Raw genomic sequence first — 19,977 nt, 5'->3', positions numbered from 1 at the left:
TTCTCCTCTTCCCGATCGCCAACCCCGTCTCGCCCGTTGACACCCGCTCACGACGGCGCTGGCGGATGCTGTGCCGACTCGATCCAGAAATCCTCGATCGCCTGGGCCAGCGAATCGAACTCGTCCGGACTCCGTGGTTTGGTGAGGTAGGCGTTCGCGGCGCGTTCGTAGCTCTCGCGGATGTCCGATTCGGTCTTCGAACTCGAGAGGACGAGCACCGGCGGCGGCGGGTAATCGAGGTCACGTTTCAGGTGCTCGAGAAAGGTAAACCCGTCAACGCGGGGGAGGTTCAGATCGAGGAGGATGATATCCGGGTGGATTTCGAGTGCGCCGTCATCTCGATCGACGTACTCCGCTGCCTCCTCCCCGTCCGTGACGGTGTGAAACTTGATCTCGCTGTCCGTCGACTCGAACGCTTCCAGGGTGAGGCGGACGTCTCCCGGGTTGTCTTCGACGAGCAGGATGTTCACGGGCTCGTCAGGGGAATATTCATTCATGAGACTCGTCTCGAGGCTAGCGACTCGGGCGTCTAAGGCTGGTCCCTACACACGTGGTGGGTGCCTGCGGCTTCGTGGTGTTATTTTCGTTTCGTTCGCGTTCGCCTCCGGTCGGGTCTGCAGTGACCGGCAGTGGCTACTATAGGCCGCTGGCACGTACTCGAGTGTCATGACCGAGTGTCTCCTCTACGGCGGCAAAGGTGGCGTCGGCAAGACGACCTGTGCGGCGGCGACCGCGCTCGAACTCGCAGACGCCGGTCGACGGACGCTCGTCGTTTCGACGGATCCCGCTCACTCGCTGTCGGACTCGTTCGAAGTCGACCTCGGGCCGGAGCCGATCGAACTCGAGTCGGCCGTATCCTCCGGCGACGGCGCCCTCTGGGCCGTCGAGATCGACGCCGAAACCCAACAGGAGCGCTATGAACGCATCGCGAGGGCGCTCGCGGCCGACCTTCGGAGCGCTGGCATCCGGCTCTCGGACGAGGAGGTCCGACAGATCTTTGCCTCCGGTGCGCCGGCCGGGAGCGACGAGATCGCCGCCCTCGACCTGTTAGTCGAGTACGTCGACGAGGGCGACTGGGACGTCGTCGTCTTCGACACCGCGCCCACGGGTCACACCTTGCGGCTGTTCGACATGCCGGAGGTGATGGGACTCGCCCTCGAGACGACCCGCTCCCTTCGAACGCAGGTTCGCCGGATCGGCACCGCCGCAAAAAGCGCGGTGCTCGGACCGATGTCGGTGATGACCGGCTCGAGCAGTGGGACGGACAATCTCGCGGCCTTTCAGGATCGACTCGAGCGCGCTCGCGATCTGCTGGTCGATCCCGACACGACGTCGTTCAGGGTCGTGGTGATCCCCGAGCGGATGGCGATCGCCGAGTCCGAGCGATTGACCGAGCGGCTCAATGAGGTGGGCGTTCCGATCGAGCGGATCGTCGTCAACCGCGTGTTCGAGACCCCCGAAGACGACTGTTCACGCTGTCGATCTAGATACGAGCGTCACGAACGCCGAGTCGCAGAGATCCGCGAGACGTTCCCGAATCTCGAGGTCACGACGGTCCCCGACCGAGAGGGCGAAGTTCGGGGACTCGAGGCGGTGCGGTCGGTCTCGACGCGGCTCCCGCCACCGACGTAGCGGTGGGAAACGCGAGCGATGGAACGTGGTCGACCCGTGTTGGACTCTCGAGTGTAATAGGATGCCGAGAGTCGTCTCCGGATCAGTCGGTCAACCCGTAGCCGATCTTGAACAGGTAGATATCGACCGCGAGGACGACGACCGTAAGCGCCGTCAAGACGCCGAGTGAGACCAGCGGTGCAACGTCCGCGAACGCCGCCGGCGCGACCTCGAACATATCGGAGTAACCGAGCAGGCCGTACCGGACGCTATCGACCATGTAGACCATCGGATTCAACAGCGAGACGTACTGCCAGATGGGGTCGAGCATGGTCAACGAGTAAAAGACCGCACCGAAAAACACCAGCGGCCGGAGGATGAACTGGTTCATGACGGTCAGATCGTCGAAATCTCGAGCGACGAGCCCGCCGATGATCCCGAGCCCGGCGAAGAGAGCGGCGATGACGATCATGGTCGCGACCAGAAAGAGCCCGTTTGCGATAGTGATCGGGACGAACAGGCGACCGATAACGGCGATAATGACGCCGACGATTAGGCCGCGAACCGCGCTCGCACCGACGTAGGCGAACACCATCTCGGCGTAGGAAAGCGGCGAGGTGAGCGTCTCGTGGATGTACTCGTTCCACCGACCGTGGAAGATCGAGAACGACGCGTTCTCGAAGGCGTTCGAGATCGTTCCCAACACGACGAGCCCCGGGACCAGAAAGAGGATGTAGCCGATACCGGGGACAGGTTCGTCGATCCGTCCGCCGAGGATGAGCCCGAAGACGGCGAAGTAGAGCACGTTCGTGATCGCCGGCGGCATGAACGTGTTCTTCGGCCGACGGACGAACCGCAGGATCTCGCGCCGAAACAGCGCGCGAAAGCCAACCGACAGCATCAGGCGACCCCCTCCTGTTCACGCTCGGGTTCGCGTTTCGATGCCGATTCTTCCGCGCCGTCGTCCGCTCCACCGCTCGAGTCCGATGCGGACGACCGCGTCACTGTCCGGTCCTCGCTTCTGGTGAGGTCGACGAAAATTTCCTCGAGTGACGTCCGTGAAATCTCGAGGTCGGCGATCTCGTGGCCCATCGCCTCGAGGTCGTGCAACAGTTGCGGCGCGGTCGCACCGCCGTCGTCGACCCGAACCTCGAGTTGGTCGCCGGAGAGCGAGACGCCGTGGGCGTAGCCGTCGAGGGCAGGTGCGGTCGCCGCCGACGACTCGAGGCGGACGGAGATCGTATCGGTGCCACGGGTTTTCAGGTCGTCGGGCGTCGCGACGGTCACCTTCCGGCCCTCGTTCATGATCGCGACGCGGTCACAGAGGCGTTCGGCCTCCTCGATGTAGTGGGTGGTAAGCAGGATCGTCGTTCCCTCCTCGTTGAGTTCGGTCACCAGTTCCCAGAGGTCGTGGCGAAGCTGGACGTCGACCCCGGCGGTCGGTTCGTCCAGAATCAGGAGGTCGGGATCGGTGACCAGCGCCCGTGCGAGCAGGAGTCTGCGTTTCATTCCGCCGGAGAGCCAGTCGAACCGTTCGTTTCGCTTGTCGTAGATACCGACGCGCTTGAGGACTTCGTCGGCGCGTTCCGCGGCCTCCTCCTCAGAAATCCCGTGGTAACCGGCCTTGTGCATCAACACCTCGCGAATGGGGAAAAAGCGGTCGACGTTGAACTCTTGGGGGGCGAGCCCGATCGCATCGCGGGCCTGCTGGTACTCGGTTTCGACGTCGTAACCGAACACTTCCGCCGTACCGCTGGTCTTGCGGACGAGTCCAACCAGCGTGTTGATGAACGTTGTCTTCCCCGCGCCGTTGGGCCCGAGGAGGCCAAAAAATTCCCCTTCCTCGACGGTCAACGACAGCTCCTGGAGGGCACGTAAATCCCCGTACTCCTTGACGAGATCCGTCGTTTCGATGGCCGGTGGCATCGGCGAATCCTCGGCCCCGGTTGCGGTTAAGAATGTTGGTATCGGTACTCGAGGCGGCCGTTCCGTGCCGTTTTCTCGGCTCGAGCGAACGTCGATCACTCGGGGCCCGTAGATCGATGTGACTGTGGTCAGTACGCCGAAAATAGAACCGTCCGTTGGCACCCAGGTGTGGAACCGTCATACGGTCTGCAATGACTGATTGCCGATCGGTCGCCCGCCGGTCTGTGATCGACCGGTATCGACTCATCGCGGTCCGTCTCATACGGATTGCTGTAACTATTTACCGGGGCAACCGCAAGGCGAGGCGCGGTTGCCCCGGTAAGGACTTATAGCAGTCAGTATCAGTCCGCGGCCGGCGACTGCCCTGACGGATTGATTGCACCGCTTTTTTGGACGATATCGAAGGCAGTCATCAGGTCGGACCGCGAGATGATGCCGATGAGGTCCCCGGGCTCTCCGTCCGACGGCTCGCCAGCGGTCCTCGAGTCCTCGACGACCAGCAATCGACCGATGTTGTTCTCGCGCATGCGCTCGATCGCGGTCATCGCGTCCGAGTCGGGCGTGATCGTCTTCAGGTCCGTCGTCATCACGTCCTCGACCGTGTACGCGTCCCGTTCGACTGGCTCGATCTCTCGAGCGTCCGACAGCGTGACGAGCCCGATCAGCCGCCCGTCACCGAACGCATCGCTGTCGACGACCGGGAATCCCGTGTGACGCTCGGTGAACATCCGCTGGATCAGTTCGGCGATGGTCGTCCCGGGGGAGACGGTGTCGAGGTCGTTGACCGGCGTCATGATGTCGGCGACGGTGACGTCCTGGAACGCGGCTTTCATCGTCACCTGCTGGGCCTCACTCGAGGCCGCAATGTAGACGAAGAAGGCGACGCCGATGAGGATGATGTTGAACTGTGCGAGCAGTCCGAACAGGCCCATGAGGATCGCCAGAAACTTTCCGACGGTTGCGGCCTGCTGGGTGGCCTTCGCGTACGGTTTCGAGCGCGCGAGAAACGCACGGAGCACCCGGCCACCGTCCATCGGAAACGCCGGTAACATGTTGAATCCGGCGAGGGCAATGTTCAGTATCGCCAGATATGCGAGGACGAACCGCGCGCCATCCAGACTCGCCGGGGTCACGAGAAAGAGCGCGTAGGAGCCGATGCCGACGAGCACGGAGACGATCGGGCCGGCGATGGCGATGGTGAACTCTTGTCGCCAGTCTTCGGGCATCTCGGAGAGCGCGGCGACGCCGCCGAACAGCCAGAGCGTGATCGAGTCGATCGGAAACCCGTACCGCTGGGCCGTCAACGAGTGACCGAGTTCGTGGAGGACGACGCCGACGAACAGTCCGATCGCGGCGGCTAACCCGAGTATCCACGGCATCGAACCCTGGGTGACGGCCCCCACGTCGATTCCCGCACCCAGTGTGAGGTTCATGACCTCCGCGACCTCCCCGAGCTGTACCCCGATGAGATACGCGAACAACGGCAGCACTAGCAAGAACGTGAGATCGAGTTTGATCGGGATCCCAAACAGCGACCCGATCCGGAAACTCCGTATCATGCGAATTCATTTCGGTGGAACGGCCTTAAGCGCGCCGCCGACTCGCCGCGTCTGGGCGTCTCACTCCGAGCCGGATTGTGTCGTGTCATTACATCTAATACTACCTCGAGGCTCCGGGATGTTCCTTATCAATCGTGTAAAGCAACGAGCCGAAATTCGCATACAGGCGTCGAAACCCACCTTACTGGATCCCACGCTCGACATCTGGCTCGTGGGATCGAATGTCAATACATATAATGCCAATATTATCACTTAGATAGTATCAAGTTCCTGCACCACAGATTTATACAGGTATTCGGCGTCGTCCGTACTATGATAGAACAGCAACCCGCGACCGAACGGATCGACGACCTCCCAACCAACATCGAGTCACCGCAGGGAAAGCTCGTCTACCTCTATCTCGAGGCGGCCGACGGCGCGACGGTCGACGACCTCAACCGCACGCTGGCGATGAACAAGATGTCGGTGCTGAGCGTCCTCGAAACCCTCTCGAGTCAGGGACTCGTCCGGAAAACCGGCGGCGAGTACACGGTCGGCGTCAGCCGGTGAAAGCGACCACACGCTTTTGTTCTCGAATACGATTCCAGACGCGGTCACCGGCCGTCCTCTCGAGCAGTGCCATCCGCCCCGTCTCGCGGTCTTCGATCCGAATCCGTGGTTCGAAGCCTTTATCCGCTCGGTAGGCCTCCGTTTTCGTAAGTAATCACAACCATGTCCGATAAACCCGCCTCAATGTACCGGGACATCAGTAAGCCGGCCTACACGCGCCGCGAGTACATTACTGGCATTCCCGGATCGAAGATCGCACAGCACAAGATGGGCGACATCCGTGCCGAGCCCGACGACTATCCGGTTCAGATCAGTCTCGTCACCGAAGAGGAGGTCCAGATCCGCCACGGATCGCTCGAGGCCTCCCGGCTCTCCGCGAACCGCCACATGCTCAAAAACGCCGGCGAGGGCAACTACAAGATGATCCTGCGCAAGTTCCCCCACCACGTCATCCGGGAGAACAAGCAGGCAACCGGCGCGGGTGCGGACCGTGTCTCCGACGGAATGCGCCAGTCGTTCGGCAAGATCGTTGGCACGGCCGCACGGATCGACAAGGGCGACCGAATCTTTACGATCTGGTGTGACGTCGACGACGCCGACTTCGGGAAGGAGGCGTTCCGTCGTGCGTACAACAAGATCACGCCGCCGTGTCGGATCGTCGTCGAGAAGGGCGAAGAGCAGTTGATCGCCTAACTCCGATAGGAACAACTGCACCTATTTACACACTGATCGCCGAAACATCTGGCGATCAGGTCGCAATGACGTGCAGTGGCACCTATAGACATCTCTCGTTTTCGTTCCAAACGAATGCGATACATTCCATCGAGTCGGCCTCGAGTGGTGATGCCGTCAGAACGACCCGCGACAATCACCCCGCTCTCCCAAACAGAACGGTGATCAGAACGACTGACAGTCCATCTCCGGCGTCTCGATCGGGTCAACGTCACCCCACGAGTGAAAGTCCATGGTGCCGTCTTCGAACTCGGCGCGACGCAGGTAGCCGGTTTCGACACTGACGTAGTACGTGATCGGTTCGCCGTCGTCGATCTCGAAGACGGTCATCTCTTCGCCGTCGATCGATTCCGTTCCAACGGCCTCGAGTTCGGGATGCGTTCCGGTGAGATCCTCGTGGCTTTCGAAATCAGCGGTCTCGTCTGCGTCGACGTCGCCGATCGGCCCCCCCTCCGATCCGGAGCCTTCGATGCACATCCCGTCGGTGACCATGTAGTGGTCGCCGTCGACGTGGTAATTCTCTACTTCCTGACCGTCAACGATCGAACGCTGATAGTAGTCTCCCCGATAGTACCGGCCGGTGATTTCGACGGTCCTCGCCGCGTCGTCCATCTCGAACTCGCTGAGCTCCATCGCGTAGGAGTTCTCGAATCGAACGTCTCCGAACGTCGCGATCTCACCCCCGGTTTCGCTCCCGCCTCCAGATCCACCACTCCCGTCGTCGCTCCCGCTGGCGTCGCCCGCCTCGCCGCCGTCCCCGTCGCCGTCGCCGGTGATGGGATTGTCGTCGAGACACCCAGCCAGCGCACCCGCAGTCACCCCACCACACAGTTGTATCCATCGCCGTCTCGAAACGTCACGACTCATGCCGGTTCATTCGAGCGAATCGACGTAAGTACCGTCTTACGTCACGGTAACTGCGTAGGTTACGTCCGGGTCCGCTGGTCGATACAGTATTCCGTGCTCACGGGTATCTACGAGTATGATCGATCTGGCCGTCGCAAACGCCGAGGAGACGTTCCAGCGGATGCGCGAGCCGCTCGAGAAGCGGGGCGTGCAAGTACATCACGTTCCCGCGAGCGAGCGCGTGATAGATCTGTCCGCGCCGCCGTGGGAGCCCGACGAGTACGACATCGGCTTCGTCTACCCCGGCCGACTCATGGAAGGCGGCGTCGCCGACGCCCTCCTCGAGATTCCCTGGCTCAACGACCACGAGGCGGTGCTCACCTCGCGGAACAAAGCGGAAGTGGTGGCGCGACTCGGGCGAGCCGACCTGCCGGTTGCGCGATCGGTGTACGTCTCGAACGACGTGAGCGAAGCTACCTTGGCGGACGTATTCGGGCGGTTCGAGCCGCCAGTTGTGGTCAAGCCTAACTCGACGACGCGGGGCGTCGGCGTCGCGAAAGCCCACGATCTGGACTCGTTTCTCGGGATCTGTGATTACCTCTCGCTCGTCCACGACTACCGGGCGACGGGCGACCGCTCGTTTCTGATTCAAGAGTACCTCCCCGACGCAATCGATTACCGGGTGATGGTCCTCGAGGGCGAGTACGTCGGCGCGGTCGAGCGCCGACTCCCCGAGGAGGCTGTTGCGGAGGGCCAATGGAAACACAACGTCCATCGCGGAGCCGAAGCGACCGGGGTCGACCTTCCAGCACGGCACCGCGAACTGGCCGAAGCCGTCGCGTCGGAACTCGAGATCCCGTTTCTGGGCGTCGACGTACTCGAGACCGAGGATCGACTCGTCGTCAACGAGACGAACGCACGGCCGACGATCGACGAGGAGACGAAGTACGAACCCGGGTTTTACGATCGGCTCGTAGAGGCGATCCGATCGACGGCGGACCGATTACCCCGATAGCTCGTCCGTTCGATACGCCACACGACTATCTCGCGGCGTTCGGTAGACGCCACTCCCGGATCGGCGGCCAGGCTCGTCACGGTTAGATGACAAAAACGGCTATGACCGCGACGGTCGAGTTATTCGAGGCTGATATCGGACGATTCTTCGGCGGGTTCGAAGACGACCTCGAGGACGCCGTTGTTGTACGTCGCCGAGGCCGTGTGTTCGTTGACCCGCTGGGGCAGGGAGATGCGCTCGTCGTACTGGTGGTGGTCGCTACCTGCAGAGATCGTCAGCGTTTTGCCGTCACACTCGAGGTCGATGTGGTCTTTCTCGACGCCGGGAAGGTCGGCGACGACGCGGATCTCGCTGTCGGTTTCGTGGATATCGACGTGGGTGTCCATTCCGAAGCCGTTCTCGGCGGTGTTCGCGGAGTCGAAGTTGACGTTCGCGTCCGCTCCGTTCATCATCTCGTTCATCATCCGTTCGATCTCACGGAAGAGGTCGTCGAACGGTTCGTCGCGGTCGTCTCGTCGCATGGGTGTGGGTAAGGAGGGGAGGTGCAAAAACTTTCCGCGCGCGAAAACGATTAGTCCGCCGTCTGTCGATCGAGCGTTCGACTCTCGCGGCCGTCGAGTCGGCTGAAGCCGATGCCGAGGGTCTCGTTCGTGAGCGAGCGGCTTTCGGGGCCGGTGAGATGTCCCGAGAGGGCGCGGATCGCGTCGACGTTCTCTGGAACGACGTCGGACTCCTGGTGGATCGCCTGCATACAGTAGAGATCCCTGCCGCGAAGGGTGATCGACTCCTCCCAGACGCAGTTCTCCCAGATGTCGCCGCGGGGGCGACCGGCGTCGAGTGCGAAGTCCTTCAGGGTCCCCGCGCCGTCGATGCCGGCGTAATCGGGGATCGTGAGAATGCGATCTTCGGATCGGAGTCGGTCGCGAATCTCGGTGACGTCGTCGGGTTCGTTCTCGAGGGTGACGTTGACGGTGTGGAGGTGCATCATCGTCGTCGGTACCTTCAGCCCGATGGTGTCGATGTCCAGTTTCGGGAAGATGGTCTGGACGTCAGGGCCGTGGTGTGAGGGAATCGAAATCGGATCCGGAACCGCGTCGTTGATCGGCCCTCGTCCGGTCTGGTCCGGATCGCCGCCGCGGCGAACCAGCGTGACGCGGGCCTTCTCGATACCGTAGTTCTCGTAGAGTGGTGCGAGAAACCGGGAGAGTCCGGTCGTGTTACAGGAGACGACACGCACGTAGTCGGCGTCCTCGGCCTCGTCGTAGTTGACGCGGGCGTTGAAACTGACTTCGGCGACGGTGGCATCCTCGCCACCCTGGAAGAGTGCGGGGGTGTCGTGGTGTTCGTAGAGCGGACGGTTCTCAGCACCGACGCCGGAGGGTGTCGCGTCGACCACGACATCGCTTTCGGCGACGAGTTTGTCGACCGATCCAGCGAGGTCGATGCCGGCGGCGGCGAACTCGTGAGCACGGTCGTCGTCGGCAGCGTAGACGGGATATCCCGCTTCAGTTGCGCCGACGGCGACGTAGTTCGGACTGCGTTTCGCGACGCCACAGACCTCCATATCGGGTTGTGCACGGACCGCATCGGCGACGCGTTTACCGATGGTTCCGTATCCGTTGACTCCGACCCGTATCATACGAGTTACTCTCCACCGCCGACGCCCATAACCGTTTCGCAAATAATTTACAGATGTTAACTCGAAATCGAGTAACATGGGAAAAACTGGCAGAAGAAGGCGGCAAAGATGGAAAATAGTATTTACACATATGTATTTGAATTATGTTATTTTTTCGTTACTCCCGCTTCGGATACCAGGTTTCGAATCGTCTGTGTGGACCGTTCATCAACGTTTTGGATTGGACAACAAATTTAACGGCGGGGGGCATAGAACTCGTATATGAGTGAACATTCTTACGAGGGAGAGAACGGAAAGGAGAACTCGTTGCGTATCGGTCTCAACGGATTCGGGCGTATCGGACGGAACGTACTACGAGCCTCACTCGAGTACGACAACGTCGAGATCGTCGCGATCAACGACGTGATGGCCGACGACGACATGGAGTATCTCGCCCAGTACGATTCCGTCCACGGCCGACTCGATGACGTTTCCCGCGACGGTGACGTGCTCTCGGTCGGCGACCACGAGATTCAACTGCTCTCCGAGCGCGATCCCACCGATCTTCCGTGGGACGACCTCGACGTCGACGTCGCGTTCGAGGCAACCGGCCTGTTCCGCACACACGACGACGCGGCCCAGCATCTCGAGGCCGGTGCCGAGAAAGTGATTATCTCCGCACCGCCGAAAGGCGAGAGGGAGGTCCAGACGATCGTCTACGGCGTCAACCACGACGAGTACGACGATGCAGATATCGTCTCGAACGCCTCCTGTACGACAAACTCCGTCGCGCCGGTCGTTAAGATCTTAGACGAGGAGTTCGGCATCGAGTCCGGCCTCCTGACGACCGTCCACGCTTACACCGGCACGCAGAACCTGATCGACGGCCCGCTTGGCAAGCGCCGCCGCGGCCGTACCGCCGCCGAGAACATCATCCCGACGTCGACCGGCGCCGCCATCGCTACCACCGAAGTGCTCCCACAACTCGAGGGGAAACTCGACGGGATGGCGATGCGCGTCCCCGTCCCCAACGGCTCGATCACCGACCTCACCGTGGACCTCGCCGAAGACGTCACCGAGGAGGAACTCGCCGACGCGTTCCGCGAGGCTGCAGACGGCGAACTCGCTGGCGTCCTCGGCTACACCGACGACGAGATCGTCTCCCGTGACATCGTCGGCCTGCCGTTTTCGTCCTACGTCGACCTCGAGTCGACGATGTCTCTCGACGGTGGCCTCGTGAAGATCCTCACCTGGTACGACAACGAGTTCGGCTTCTCGAACCGGATGCTCGACCTCGCGACGTACATCGCCGCCGAATCCGAGGACGTCGGCTCCGAGGAAGCGCTCGCTCACTAACTCGTTCTTTCACGTTTAAGCGATTCGATACACCAGTTATTCACAATGACGACGTTCCAGACCGTAGACGACCTCGAGTGCGGCCAGCGACTGCTCGTTCGCATCGATATCAACGCCCCCGTCGAAGACGGGGTCGTCCAGGACAACCGCCGGTTCGCCCGTCACGCGGAGACGATCGCCGAACTGCTCGCCGAGGACCACGCCGTTGCCATCCTCGCCCACCAGGGACGACCCGGCCGGGAGACGTTCGTTCCGCTCGAGGGCCACGCCGAGATCCTCGCCGACCACCTCGGCCGCGAGGTCGGCTACGTCCCCGACACCTTCGGTGAGGAGGCCCTCGAGGCGATCGACGACCTCGACTCTGGCGACGTGCTCGTCCTCGAGAACGCCCGAATGTGTGAGGAGGAACTGCCCGAGGAAGACCCGGAGGTCAAGGCGGAGACGGCGTTCGTCCGGACGCTCGCATCCGAGTTCGACGCCTACGTCAACGACGCTTACTCGGCGGCCCACCGCTCGCACGCCTCGCTCGTCGGCTTCCCACAGGTAATGGACGCCTACGCGGGCCGTGTGATGGAAGCCGAGTACACCGCGAACTCCGCGATCCAAGAGCGCGAGTTCGACAGCCCCGTCACCATGGTGCTGGGCGGCACGAAAGCCGAGGACCTTATCCCCGTCATCGAGCAGGTCGACGACACCGTCGACCGGTTCTGTCTCGGCGGCATCGTCGGCGAACTCTTCTTGCGCGCCGACGGTCACGACGTCGGCTACGACGTCGACGGCACCGACTTTTTCGACCACCAGTGGGACGACCATCGGGAGACGATCGAACGCGTTCTCTCCGAGTACGGCGACCGTCTCCACCTCGCGAGCGACCTCGCCTACGAGGACGCCGAGGGCGAACGCGCCGAGAAAACTGTCGAAGAGATCGAGAAGGCGACCTCCTATCTCGACGTTGGAGGTGAGACCACCGGCGAGTACGTCGATCTCGTCGGCGACTCGGAGGCCGTCTTCGTCAAGGGCGCACTCGGCGTCTTCGAGGACGAACGCTTTGCCGACGGCACCGTCGACGTCCTCTCGGCGATCGCCGAAACGGACTGTTTCTCCGTCGTCGGCGGCGGCGACACGGCCCGCTCGATCGAGATGTACGACCTCGATGAAGACGACTTCTCGCACGTCTCGGTCGCCGGCGGTGCCTACGTCCGTGCACTGACCGGTGAGGGGTTGGTCGGCGTCGACGTCCTCGAGCAGGCCGACTGAGCGGGGCTGTTATCGGCGACCGATCTTCCGGTGATCTCATAGGGGTTATCGTAGCCTACCGAGGGTCTCGAAACCGGACCTTCGGCACTGACTCTCGGTTCTCCAGCGAGAAACTCTGAACTTCTACGATAACCCCTATCACCGGTACAACACTCCCCCTGTACGGAGTCGAAGGGAAGACCTTTCGTTCGTCCTCCCGGATGCACGCGTATGTCCGAACTCCGAGCCGCCGCCGAAACGGCCGTCCAGGAGTGTCTCGAACTCGCATCCGAGGAGTCCTGCGTCGTCGTGACCGACGACGAGCGCGAGCGCATCGGCGAGGCACTGTACGAGGTCGCACGCGAGATCACCGACGACGCCACCGTCGTCCGGTACCCGCCGGGCGAGCAACACGGTGCCGAACCGCCCGCACCCGTGGCCGCCGCCCTCGGCGGTGCCGGCGCCTTCCTCGCGCCGACGACCAAGAGTTTGAGTCACACCCGCGCACGTTCCGACGCGACCGACGACGGGGCTCGCGGGGCGACGCTCCCGGGAATTACCGAGGAGGTGTTCGTCGCCGGTCTCGATGCCGATTACGACCGAATCAACGAGGAGTGTGAGCGGACGCTCGAGCGGGTCTCCGGCGCCGACGAGATTCGCGTGACGACCGATCGAGGCACCGACATCACGTTCGAGCTGGGCGACCGCGAGTGGTTCGACGACACCGGCGACGTGAGCCAGCCGGGATCGTTCTCGAACCTCCCTGCCGGCGAGGTGTTCATCAGCCCCGAATCGGCCGACGGCACCTACGTCGTCGACGGCACGATGCGCCCACACGGCCTGCTCGAGGCGGGCCAGGAACTCGAGTTCGTCGTCGAGGACGGCTTCGTCACCGAGATTTCGGACGACGAGATCCGCCAGCAGGTCGAGGAGGCTGCCGAAGACGCCGGCGATGTGGCGTACAATCTCGCCGAACTCGGCATCGGGACGAACGTCGGCGTCACCGAACTCGTCGGCTCCGTCCTGTTAGACGAGAAGGCTGCAGGTACCGTTCACATCGCCATCGGCGACAACGCCGGCATCGGCGGCGAGACCGACGCGCCCCTCCATCTCGACGGAATCATCCGCGAGCCGACGGTGTTCGTCGACGGCGAGGAACTCACGTTGCCGTCAGCGTAGGATCGAACGCCGATCCGGTCTCGAGGCGATATTTCTGTTCTCGCTGGTTCTCGCGACTGTACAGTATCGAGGTCGGGGTTGGGGCTACTGGTGGTCTGTCAGTGCTCCCCATCGACCACGACGACGTACGATTCCATCGGTGAGACCACTCCGTCGTCGTCGCGATACGTCTCCAACGCATCCTCGAGCGCCTGGATCAGTTCGTCCCGCACCGCTTGCTCGATAGCGGCGATCGATTCGGCGACGGGCGAACTCGCCGCCTCCCGGCGGACGAACTCCGCAACCGACGGGTATCGGACCGATCCGATCTCGATGGTGACCGACACGCCGTCGAATCCCGCGTCCAGAACGAGCGCTCGGAGGTCTTCTCCGTCCCACGGGGGGAACGGAGAGCGCATCACCGCCCCAGCCTCGTCGTCGATACGTCGCTCGAGGGCGTCGGCCAACGCCACGTACGCGGGCTGGTACTCGAGCGATCGCCAGACGAAAAGCGCCAGACACCCGTCCGATGTGAGAACCCGACGCATCTCCTCGAGTGCCGCGACGGGATCGTCGAAGAACTGGAGGGCCTGTTGACAGCAGACGACGTCGAACGTCCCATCGTCGAACGGCAGATCGGTGGCGTCTCCCGTTCGCCACTCGATCGACGACTGGACGTCTGTGGCAGTTTCTTCTGCCACTGCGAGCATCCCCTCGTTGACGTCGAGGCCCACGACGGAGCCACTATCGCCGACCGACGGCGCCACACGACGCGCCACAATGCCGGTCCCGCAGGCGACGTCCAGGACTCGATCCCCCTCGTGGACGTCACTGACCTCGACGAGCCGATCCGCCCAGGGCGCGAAAATCGGCGGGACCAGATACCGTTCGTATGCTTCGGACGCGTTCTGTTCGATCTGCCAGCCGGATTGACGAGTGGGATTACTCACGTGCGTTCACCCGAAATCGAGTACGCCGCGATCAGACGTATACATGTCTAGTGAAATATTTCACGCCGTGAAAGCCCGATCCTCGAGACCGATTTCTTTGGACCGCCGATCAGTGGACTGATACGGTTTACTGTACGTTATTCCGGCGCAACCGCGACCCGGACGGCGGTTGCGCCAGTACATCGTTACAGTAATCCGCATGACTCGAGCGAGCGGACGTCGTCTGCGTCCTCGAGCGGTCGGGCGTCGTCTCGGAACTGCTCGTAGTGGGACTTCGCCCACGTACGCATCTCGTCGCTTCCGGTGTCGACCATCGACCGTAACGCTCCCGTCTCCGGGTCGTAACAGCAGATGCAGACCCGCTCGTCGAACAGACTGATGCCACACCGATCGTCGAGCGGAAGCTCGTCGTGTACCAAGACGGTGTAGTTGGCACGCGTCGCCGTCTCCGCGACCGTTCTTTCGTCCCACGAGAGGAGCTCCTCGAAAACCGCAGGCGGGTAGATGTACTCGCAATCGAGACCATCCTGGATGTGGTCGAAAAACGGCTCCAGGTTCCCCGATTTGAGCAGCGCCATGCCGAACCCGTACATCGTCTCCGACTCTGCGAGCAGTTCAGCGAGACGGTCGATGGGCTCGTACGGATATCCGGGCCCTGGCTGGGAGACCACCACGTCGGTGACCGAGCCAACGGTGAACCCGTCGATCTCGTGTGGCAGCCACGGCCAGACCTCCCGGAGTCGCCGCTGGTACGCCATTGCGTCCCTGAACTCCTCGAACCGGGCGGCCACGAACTCACCCAGTTCGGTGAGCTGATACGTCCGTCCATCTCGTCCGATCCACCGGCGATCCTGGAAATCGGAGAGGATTCGTCCCATCGTCGGTGAGGACGCGCCAGTTGCAACGCGCAGGTCATCCCGGTCACACGAACCCTTTGCCAGTGTAGAGAGCACCCCGACGCGATGGGTCGAACTGACGAGGAACTCGATGTCGTCGTGTGTCCCGTCCATAGTCGTGTTAGGTGTTGGCACACAATAACCGTATGGCTAAAGGTCTCGTTGATGGTGAATCGCGCCCATTCTCACCGGCGTCCAGTTCAATCGTCTTTTACGCACGTAGCGTCTACGACGCGGTATGACTGATATTCCGGACCGCGTCCCGACGCCCTGTCCGTCGTGTTCGCCGGACCTCGAGACGGTCCACGAGGTGCTCACCACGACCGAGGGTGGCGGAACTGTCACCGTCCGCTGTAGCGAGTGCGGGCACGTTCACAAGGTCCAGCCCGAACGGACCCGTGAGGTCACGCTCGACGTCGTCGTCTCCCAGGAGGGCGAGTCGTTCACCGCGAACGTCACTGTTCCCGAAGAGGAGACCCTCGAGGTCGGCGACGAGTTTATCCTCGAGACCGACGAAGTGCTCTCGACCGTCCGCGTCACCAGCCTCGAGTTGGACCGACAGCGCCGCACCGAGGAGGCCGACGCCGACCGGATCGAGACGGTCTGGAGTCGCGAAGTCGACAACGTCGCGGTCAACGTCACCGTCCACCCACAGGACGGCTCGAGAGACGACAGTCGCTCGATTACGGTCCACGTTCCCGGCGACTACGAGTTCGAAGTCGGCGCGGTCGAGAGCTTCGGCGACGACGAGTTCGAGATCGATGCCGTCGTCGTCCGCGACGACGCCTCGGGCTACCACCGCGACCGCTACGAGATGGAGGGCGATACGGTCCTCGCGAAGGACACGAATCGCGTCTACGCCTACGACGAGACGAGCAGCGCGTGGTCAGCCTGGTAGTTGTCACCGTCTCCATCCTCGTGACGATTCTGACAGCCACGACTCGTCCCCGTCGCTGCCGTCGACCGCCCGACACACTCCGAAGACGACGAGCGCCCCACAGCCTTCTGCCGGCGAGGGAGTAGCCACTGACATGTTCGATCGGTTCGGCTCCGACGACGTCGACGACTACGGGGCTGCCCGGAAGCGGATGGTCGCGGTCATGGCCGACACACTCGGCGTCGAATCCGTCGACGAGGTCCTCGAGATCGGAACCGGCTGTGGCTACCACGCCGGCGACGGCGGTCGTGGCTGGAACGAGCACGCGCCGTACGACGCCGCGTACGCCACCTGCGCGATGGCCGAGTTCCCGGACCGAGTCGTCTCCCAGGTTCGTGTCGGCGGCGAGTTGCTCGCGCCGATCGGGCGGGGACGCCAGACGATCGTCCACGCGACGAAACGCGAGGGCGGCACCTAGACCGCAGCGAACACGGCGGCGTCCGGTTCGTCCAGATGCGCGGGTGACGGCTGCGAGCGACGACGACCTCGTCCTCGATCGGTTCGAGCTACGACAGGATCGGACCGCGGTCAGCCACGTTCGAGCAAGCGCGCCATTGATACCGACGGAGGGGATAGCTCAGGTATGGACCCTGCGGTACTGCGGGCGGATATGGTCGACGGGCTCGAGTCCCCGCCCAGAGACGCCCTCTCCGACGACGCCATCGCCACTGCGATGTGTACGGTTCCCCGCCACGAGTTCGTCGGCGACGAGCGAACCGCGTACGCGGACCGCGACCACGATGTCCTGGGAACTCGTGTGCTCTCCCCGAGTACGGTCGCCCGACTGTTCGAAGCTCTCTCAGCAACGGACGGCGATACTGTTCTGATCGTCGGTGCCGGCGTCGGCTACACCGCCGCGGTCGCAGCCGAACTCGTCGGCGAGACGAACGTCCACACGGTCGACATCGCGCGCCCGCTGGTGTTCGAGTCACGGGCGAACCTCGCCGAGGCCGGCTACGACGGCGTCCTCGTCGATTGGCGAGACGGCGCCGACGGTCTCCCCGAGTACGCCCCGTTCGATCGTATCCTGCTCGAGGCCGCCGCAGTCAGACCCCCGCGCAGGCTGGTGGAGCAACTGACCAACGGCGGTCGACTGGTCTTTCCCTGTGGAACCCACCGACAACGACTCGAGGCGGTCTCGAGCGACGGCGACCGGGACCGATTCGGTGCGGTCTCGTTCGACCCGCTACTGATCGACGGCGAACAACACGGGGCCGTCGAACGAAACCGCACCGCTCGCGAGGATCGGGAACACGCGAATCGAAACGCCCAGTCTCGACGCGGATGGCAATTCGAGTGGATCGAGTGGGAGTCGTCTCTAGGGAGGTAACGTTCGGAAAGTGGGGGTGGGGGGATTGGGGGTGGCGACAGTCTACCGTCGATCGCCATTTCTTCGTACTGCCTGCCGGGGATTAAACATACTCTTTATTTGTTTAGCAACGTCAGAATCGTTCCTCTAATTATTTAGTATCGGCGTCGAACACCAGCGAGACGAGCGTCCGTTCCGCCGCCCGAAGGTGATAGTGGTACGTGGGCGGGGAGATCTCGAGTGCATCCGCGATGTTCTCTCCCGTGGTCTCACGGGGCCACTCGAAGAACCCGCTGTAGTGTGCGGCTTGCAGCGCTTCGAACTGCTTGTCGGTCAACAGATCCTCGAGTCGGGTGTCGAGTCGACCCACCGACTGCGTGCTCGTCGTCTCGCGGCGGGCGAGCAGTTCCGTCTCGGGGTGTGCCTCCTCGATCGCTTCGATTACTGACCGTGCTTCGACGCTCTGTGGGAGCTCGAGGACGAGCGTCGACGTTCCGCCGTCGGCAGTCGCGGCGCGCAATCGCACGTCGTACGTCCGAAGTACGTCCAGAAGTGGCGACGACGTGATCGTCACCTCGAGGAGACTCCGACTCTCGCCCTCGGAGACGACCGATGCCGTGTCGATCGACGCCCGCTGATCCTCGAATTCGGCCAGCTCCGCCGGCGACGGTGTGCCGACGATCGCGACGACGGTCTCTCCTCTGTCGATCAGCCCCTCGAGCGTGATCCGGTCGCCGACGGTCGACGAGAGCCGGTTGAACAGGAGTCGCGAATCGTGACACTCGAGTTCGATCTCGATGCGGCTGTCGGTGAGCATCGCGCGCGTCCGTTCGACCATCCGAATCGCGTGACCGATCGTCTCCCCGAGTTCGGCGAACACTTCACGCTCCCCATCGCCGATCGAATCGACGCCGCTGACGTGGACGAGCAACACGCCGTAGTGGCGTTCGTCGTCGACCAGCGGGACCGCCAGCACTGTCTGATAGCCGTACGTCAGTGCTTCCGTTCGACGGCGGTCCCAGCCATCGGCCTCGAGAACGTTCTCGACGACTCGAACCTCCTCGCGCTCGAGGGTTTCGTCGACGAGAACTGTCTCCGGCGCTCGCTCACCGTCGGCGCGGATCCGATCGATGTACACCGCTTCGATCCCTGCCCACTCGGCCGGCACCGGTGGATCGCTCTCGCTGTCGGCGATCCAGGCGAATCGGTATCGCTCCGTATCGGCGAGCCGTTCACAGACCGTTCGCTCGATCTCGGCCCGCGTCGAGGCGCGCGTCACGCCCTGGTTGATTTCGCGAATCACTCCGTTGATGTGATTCAACCGCGTCAGCTCCTCGTTCTGCCGTGCCAGCGTTCGGTCGTGTTCACGAACTAGCTCCTCGCGCTCCGCACGGTCGAGTGCCGTCTCGGTGTTGGCTCCCAGAATGTGTACCAGTTCGATCATCGTCTCGTCGAAGCCGTCGCCGTCTTCCGTTCCGACGACCAACACGCCGTGTGATCCCAGCGGCTCGATCAGTTCGCTTCGACAGTACGAGTTCATCGTAATTCCGTCCGCGCTCGGTAGGTCGCCGTGGTAGACGCTTTCGCCCGCGGAGAACGCATCCCAGACGTGCCCATCGCCGCGTTCGACCGTCGACGTCGAGTCGACGAGTTCCCGTCCCGTCCCTGCAGCGGAGACGTACTCGAGAACACCCTCGTCCGGCTCGAACACGTACGCTGCCGCCACGGCGACGTCGAGAATCTTCGCCGCCGTCTCGACCGCCTCCTGATAGATCTCCCGTTTCGTTCCGGCTCGCATCAGATTCCGGGTCGTCTCGTGGAGTGTCGCCAGCGTCCGCTCGTACCGTCGCTTGTTCTCCCGAAGCTCGATCTCGGTCCGATACTGCGAGACAGCGTTCGTGATCTGATTCGCCAGCAGCGTGTACTGTTCGTTTCCAGTCCCCTTCTGGAGATACTGGGTTACGCCCGCAGCGATCGCCTCACTCGCGACGTCCTCCGATCCTCGTCCGGTAAAGAGGATAAACGGAAGCTCCGGATCGGTCGAACGAACCCGCTCTAACAGCTCGATCCCGTTCCGTTCGGGCATCTCGTAGTCACTGACGATGCAGTCGACCTCCCGGTTGTCGAAAACCTCGAGTGCCTCGTCGGCACTCGTCGCGGGTACCGAGACGATCGGGTCGTGTTCTCGCTCGAGCATTTCGCCGGCCAACTCCGCGAAGCCGGGTTCGTTGTCGACGACGAGGACGGTGATCGGGTTCGCCATAGTGAGGTGTTGGTCT

19 protein-coding genes and 1 pseudogene are annotated in these 19,977 nt (G+C 62.7%); 10 read left to right on the top strand and 10 right to left on the bottom strand.

The genetic code is table 11. The features are described 5' to 3' along the window. Positions 1 to 47: 47 nt before the first annotated feature. Positions 48 to 497, bottom strand: coding sequence for a response regulator (locus FYC77_RS03620; protein ID WP_202911767.1), 450 nt, complete (start codon positions 495 to 497; stop codon positions 48 to 50). Positions 498 to 666: 169 nt separating this feature from the next. Here FYC77_RS03620 and FYC77_RS03615 point away from each other — a divergent pair, with 169 nt between their 5' ends. Beyond that, a complete protein-coding gene (locus tag FYC77_RS03615) occupies positions 667 to 1,632 on the top strand; it encodes an ArsA family ATPase (protein ID WP_149080148.1) in 966 nt (321 codons plus the stop codon). Between the two features lie 82 nt (positions 1,633 to 1,714). Here the strand turns inward: FYC77_RS03615 and FYC77_RS03610 are convergent, their stop codons facing one another. The 3 genes from FYC77_RS03610 to FYC77_RS03600 form a co-directional block, all read right to left on the bottom strand. Further along, positions 1,715 to 2,512 carry an ABC transporter permease gene (locus tag FYC77_RS03610; RefSeq protein WP_149080147.1) on the bottom strand — a complete coding sequence of 266 codons (798 nt, stop codon included), beginning with the start codon at positions 2,510 to 2,512 and terminating at the stop codon, positions 1,715 to 1,717. Next, positions 2,512 to 3,537: an ABC transporter ATP-binding protein gene (locus FYC77_RS03605; protein ID WP_149080146.1), complete on the bottom strand. Its 1,026-nt coding sequence runs from the start codon at positions 3,535 to 3,537 to the stop codon at positions 2,512 to 2,514. The genes FYC77_RS03610 and FYC77_RS03605 overlap by 1 nt, the downstream gene beginning before the upstream one ends. Positions 3,538 to 3,878: 341 nt before the next feature. Next, complete coding sequence (locus tag FYC77_RS03600; RefSeq protein WP_149080145.1) at positions 3,879 to 5,096, bottom strand: CBS domain-containing protein; 1,218 nt, start codon at positions 5,094 to 5,096, stop codon at positions 3,879 to 3,881. A 312-nt stretch (positions 5,097 to 5,408) separates the two neighbouring features. Here FYC77_RS03600 and FYC77_RS03595 point away from each other — a divergent pair, with 312 nt between their 5' ends. Both FYC77_RS03595 and FYC77_RS03590 read left to right on the top strand, forming a co-directional pair. Continuing rightward, positions 5,409 to 5,645, top strand: coding sequence for a helix-turn-helix domain-containing protein (locus FYC77_RS03595; protein WP_149080144.1), 237 nt, complete (start codon positions 5,409 to 5,411; stop codon positions 5,643 to 5,645). Between the two features lie 162 nt (positions 5,646 to 5,807). Further along, positions 5,808 to 6,338, top strand: coding sequence for a 50S ribosomal protein L16 (locus FYC77_RS03590; RefSeq protein WP_149080143.1), 531 nt, complete (start codon positions 5,808 to 5,810; stop codon positions 6,336 to 6,338). A gap of 204 nt (positions 6,339 to 6,542) precedes the next feature. Here the strand turns inward: FYC77_RS03590 and FYC77_RS03585 are convergent, their stop codons facing one another. Further along, positions 6,543 to 7,244, bottom strand: a complete 702-nt coding sequence (locus tag FYC77_RS03585) for a hypothetical protein (protein ID WP_149080142.1) — start codon at positions 7,242 to 7,244, stop codon at positions 6,543 to 6,545. A gap of 115 nt (positions 7,245 to 7,359) precedes the next feature. On the opposite strand from FYC77_RS03585, the gene FYC77_RS03580 reads away from it, so the two are divergent. After that, entirely contained in the window at positions 7,360 to 8,238 is an 879-nt protein-coding gene (locus FYC77_RS03580) for an ATP-grasp domain-containing protein (RefSeq protein ID WP_149080141.1), read from the top strand. Positions 8,239 to 8,357: 119 nt separating this feature from the next. Here the strand turns inward: FYC77_RS03580 and FYC77_RS03575 are convergent, their stop codons facing one another. Beyond that, positions 8,358 to 8,759: an Hsp20/alpha crystallin family protein gene (locus FYC77_RS03575; protein ID WP_149080140.1), complete on the bottom strand. Its 402-nt coding sequence runs from the start codon at positions 8,757 to 8,759 to the stop codon at positions 8,358 to 8,360. A gap of 50 nt (positions 8,760 to 8,809) precedes the next feature. Further along, positions 8,810 to 9,877 carry a type II glyceraldehyde-3-phosphate dehydrogenase gene (locus FYC77_RS03570; RefSeq protein ID WP_149080139.1) on the bottom strand — a complete coding sequence of 356 codons (1,068 nt, stop codon included), beginning with the start codon at positions 9,875 to 9,877 and terminating at the stop codon, positions 8,810 to 8,812. Between the two features lie 261 nt (positions 9,878 to 10,138). Here FYC77_RS03570 and gap point away from each other — a divergent pair, with 261 nt between their 5' ends. The 3 genes from gap (at position 10,139) to FYC77_RS03555 (ending at position 13,627) form a co-directional block, all read left to right on the top strand. Further along, positions 10,139 to 11,212 (top strand): type I glyceraldehyde-3-phosphate dehydrogenase, encoded by a 1,074-nt coding sequence (gap, locus tag FYC77_RS03565; RefSeq protein WP_149080138.1) that lies wholly within the window; start codon positions 10,139 to 10,141, stop codon positions 11,210 to 11,212. A gap of 45 nt (positions 11,213 to 11,257) precedes the next feature. Next, a complete protein-coding gene (locus tag FYC77_RS03560; protein ID WP_149080137.1) occupies positions 11,258 to 12,469 on the top strand; it encodes a phosphoglycerate kinase in 1,212 nt (403 codons plus the stop codon). Between the two features lie 210 nt (positions 12,470 to 12,679). Next, positions 12,680 to 13,627: an aminopeptidase gene (locus FYC77_RS03555; RefSeq protein WP_149080136.1), complete on the top strand. Its 948-nt coding sequence runs from the start codon at positions 12,680 to 12,682 to the stop codon at positions 13,625 to 13,627. Positions 13,628 to 13,725: 98 nt separating this feature from the next. On the opposite strand, the gene FYC77_RS03550 is transcribed toward FYC77_RS03555, so the two are convergent. Next, entirely contained in the window at positions 13,726 to 14,556 is an 831-nt protein-coding gene (locus FYC77_RS03550) for a class I SAM-dependent methyltransferase (RefSeq protein WP_149080135.1), read from the bottom strand. A gap of 185 nt (positions 14,557 to 14,741) precedes the next feature. After that, a complete protein-coding gene (locus FYC77_RS03545) occupies positions 14,742 to 15,566 on the bottom strand; it encodes a helix-turn-helix transcriptional regulator (RefSeq protein ID WP_149080134.1) in 825 nt (274 codons plus the stop codon). 124 nt (positions 15,567 to 15,690) lie between these two features. Here FYC77_RS03545 and FYC77_RS03540 point away from each other — a divergent pair, with 124 nt between their 5' ends. From FYC77_RS03540 to FYC77_RS03530, 3 genes and pseudogenes are all read left to right on the top strand, one after another. Beyond that, positions 15,691 to 16,350, top strand: coding sequence for an HVO_0476 family zinc finger protein (locus tag FYC77_RS03540; RefSeq protein WP_149080133.1), 660 nt, complete (start codon positions 15,691 to 15,693; stop codon positions 16,348 to 16,350). Positions 16,351 to 16,540: 190 nt separating this feature from the next. Next, a pseudogene (locus tag FYC77_RS03535) lies at positions 16,541 to 16,854 on the top strand (protein-L-isoaspartate O-methyltransferase family protein); the annotation flags it as partial. Positions 16,855 to 16,972: 118 nt separating this feature from the next. Then, entirely contained in the window at positions 16,973 to 17,719 is a 747-nt protein-coding gene (locus FYC77_RS03530) for a protein-L-isoaspartate O-methyltransferase family protein (RefSeq protein ID WP_149080132.1), read from the top strand. Between the two features lie 130 nt (positions 17,720 to 17,849). Here the strand turns inward: FYC77_RS03530 and FYC77_RS03525 are convergent, their stop codons facing one another. Next, on the bottom strand, positions 17,850 to 19,961 hold the full coding sequence (locus tag FYC77_RS03525; RefSeq protein WP_149080131.1) for a bacterio-opsin activator domain-containing protein: 2,112 nt from the start codon (positions 19,959 to 19,961) through the stop codon (positions 17,850 to 17,852). Positions 19,962 to 19,977 lie beyond the last annotated feature (16 nt).

The organism is Natrialba swarupiae (assembly GCF_008245225.1).
Lineage (GTDB): Archaea > Halobacteriota > Halobacteria > Halobacteriales > Natrialbaceae > Natrarchaeobius > Natrarchaeobius swarupiae.
The sequence above is the reverse complement of the archived record's forward strand: the minus strand, read 5'-3'. Positions and strand labels throughout refer to the sequence as shown.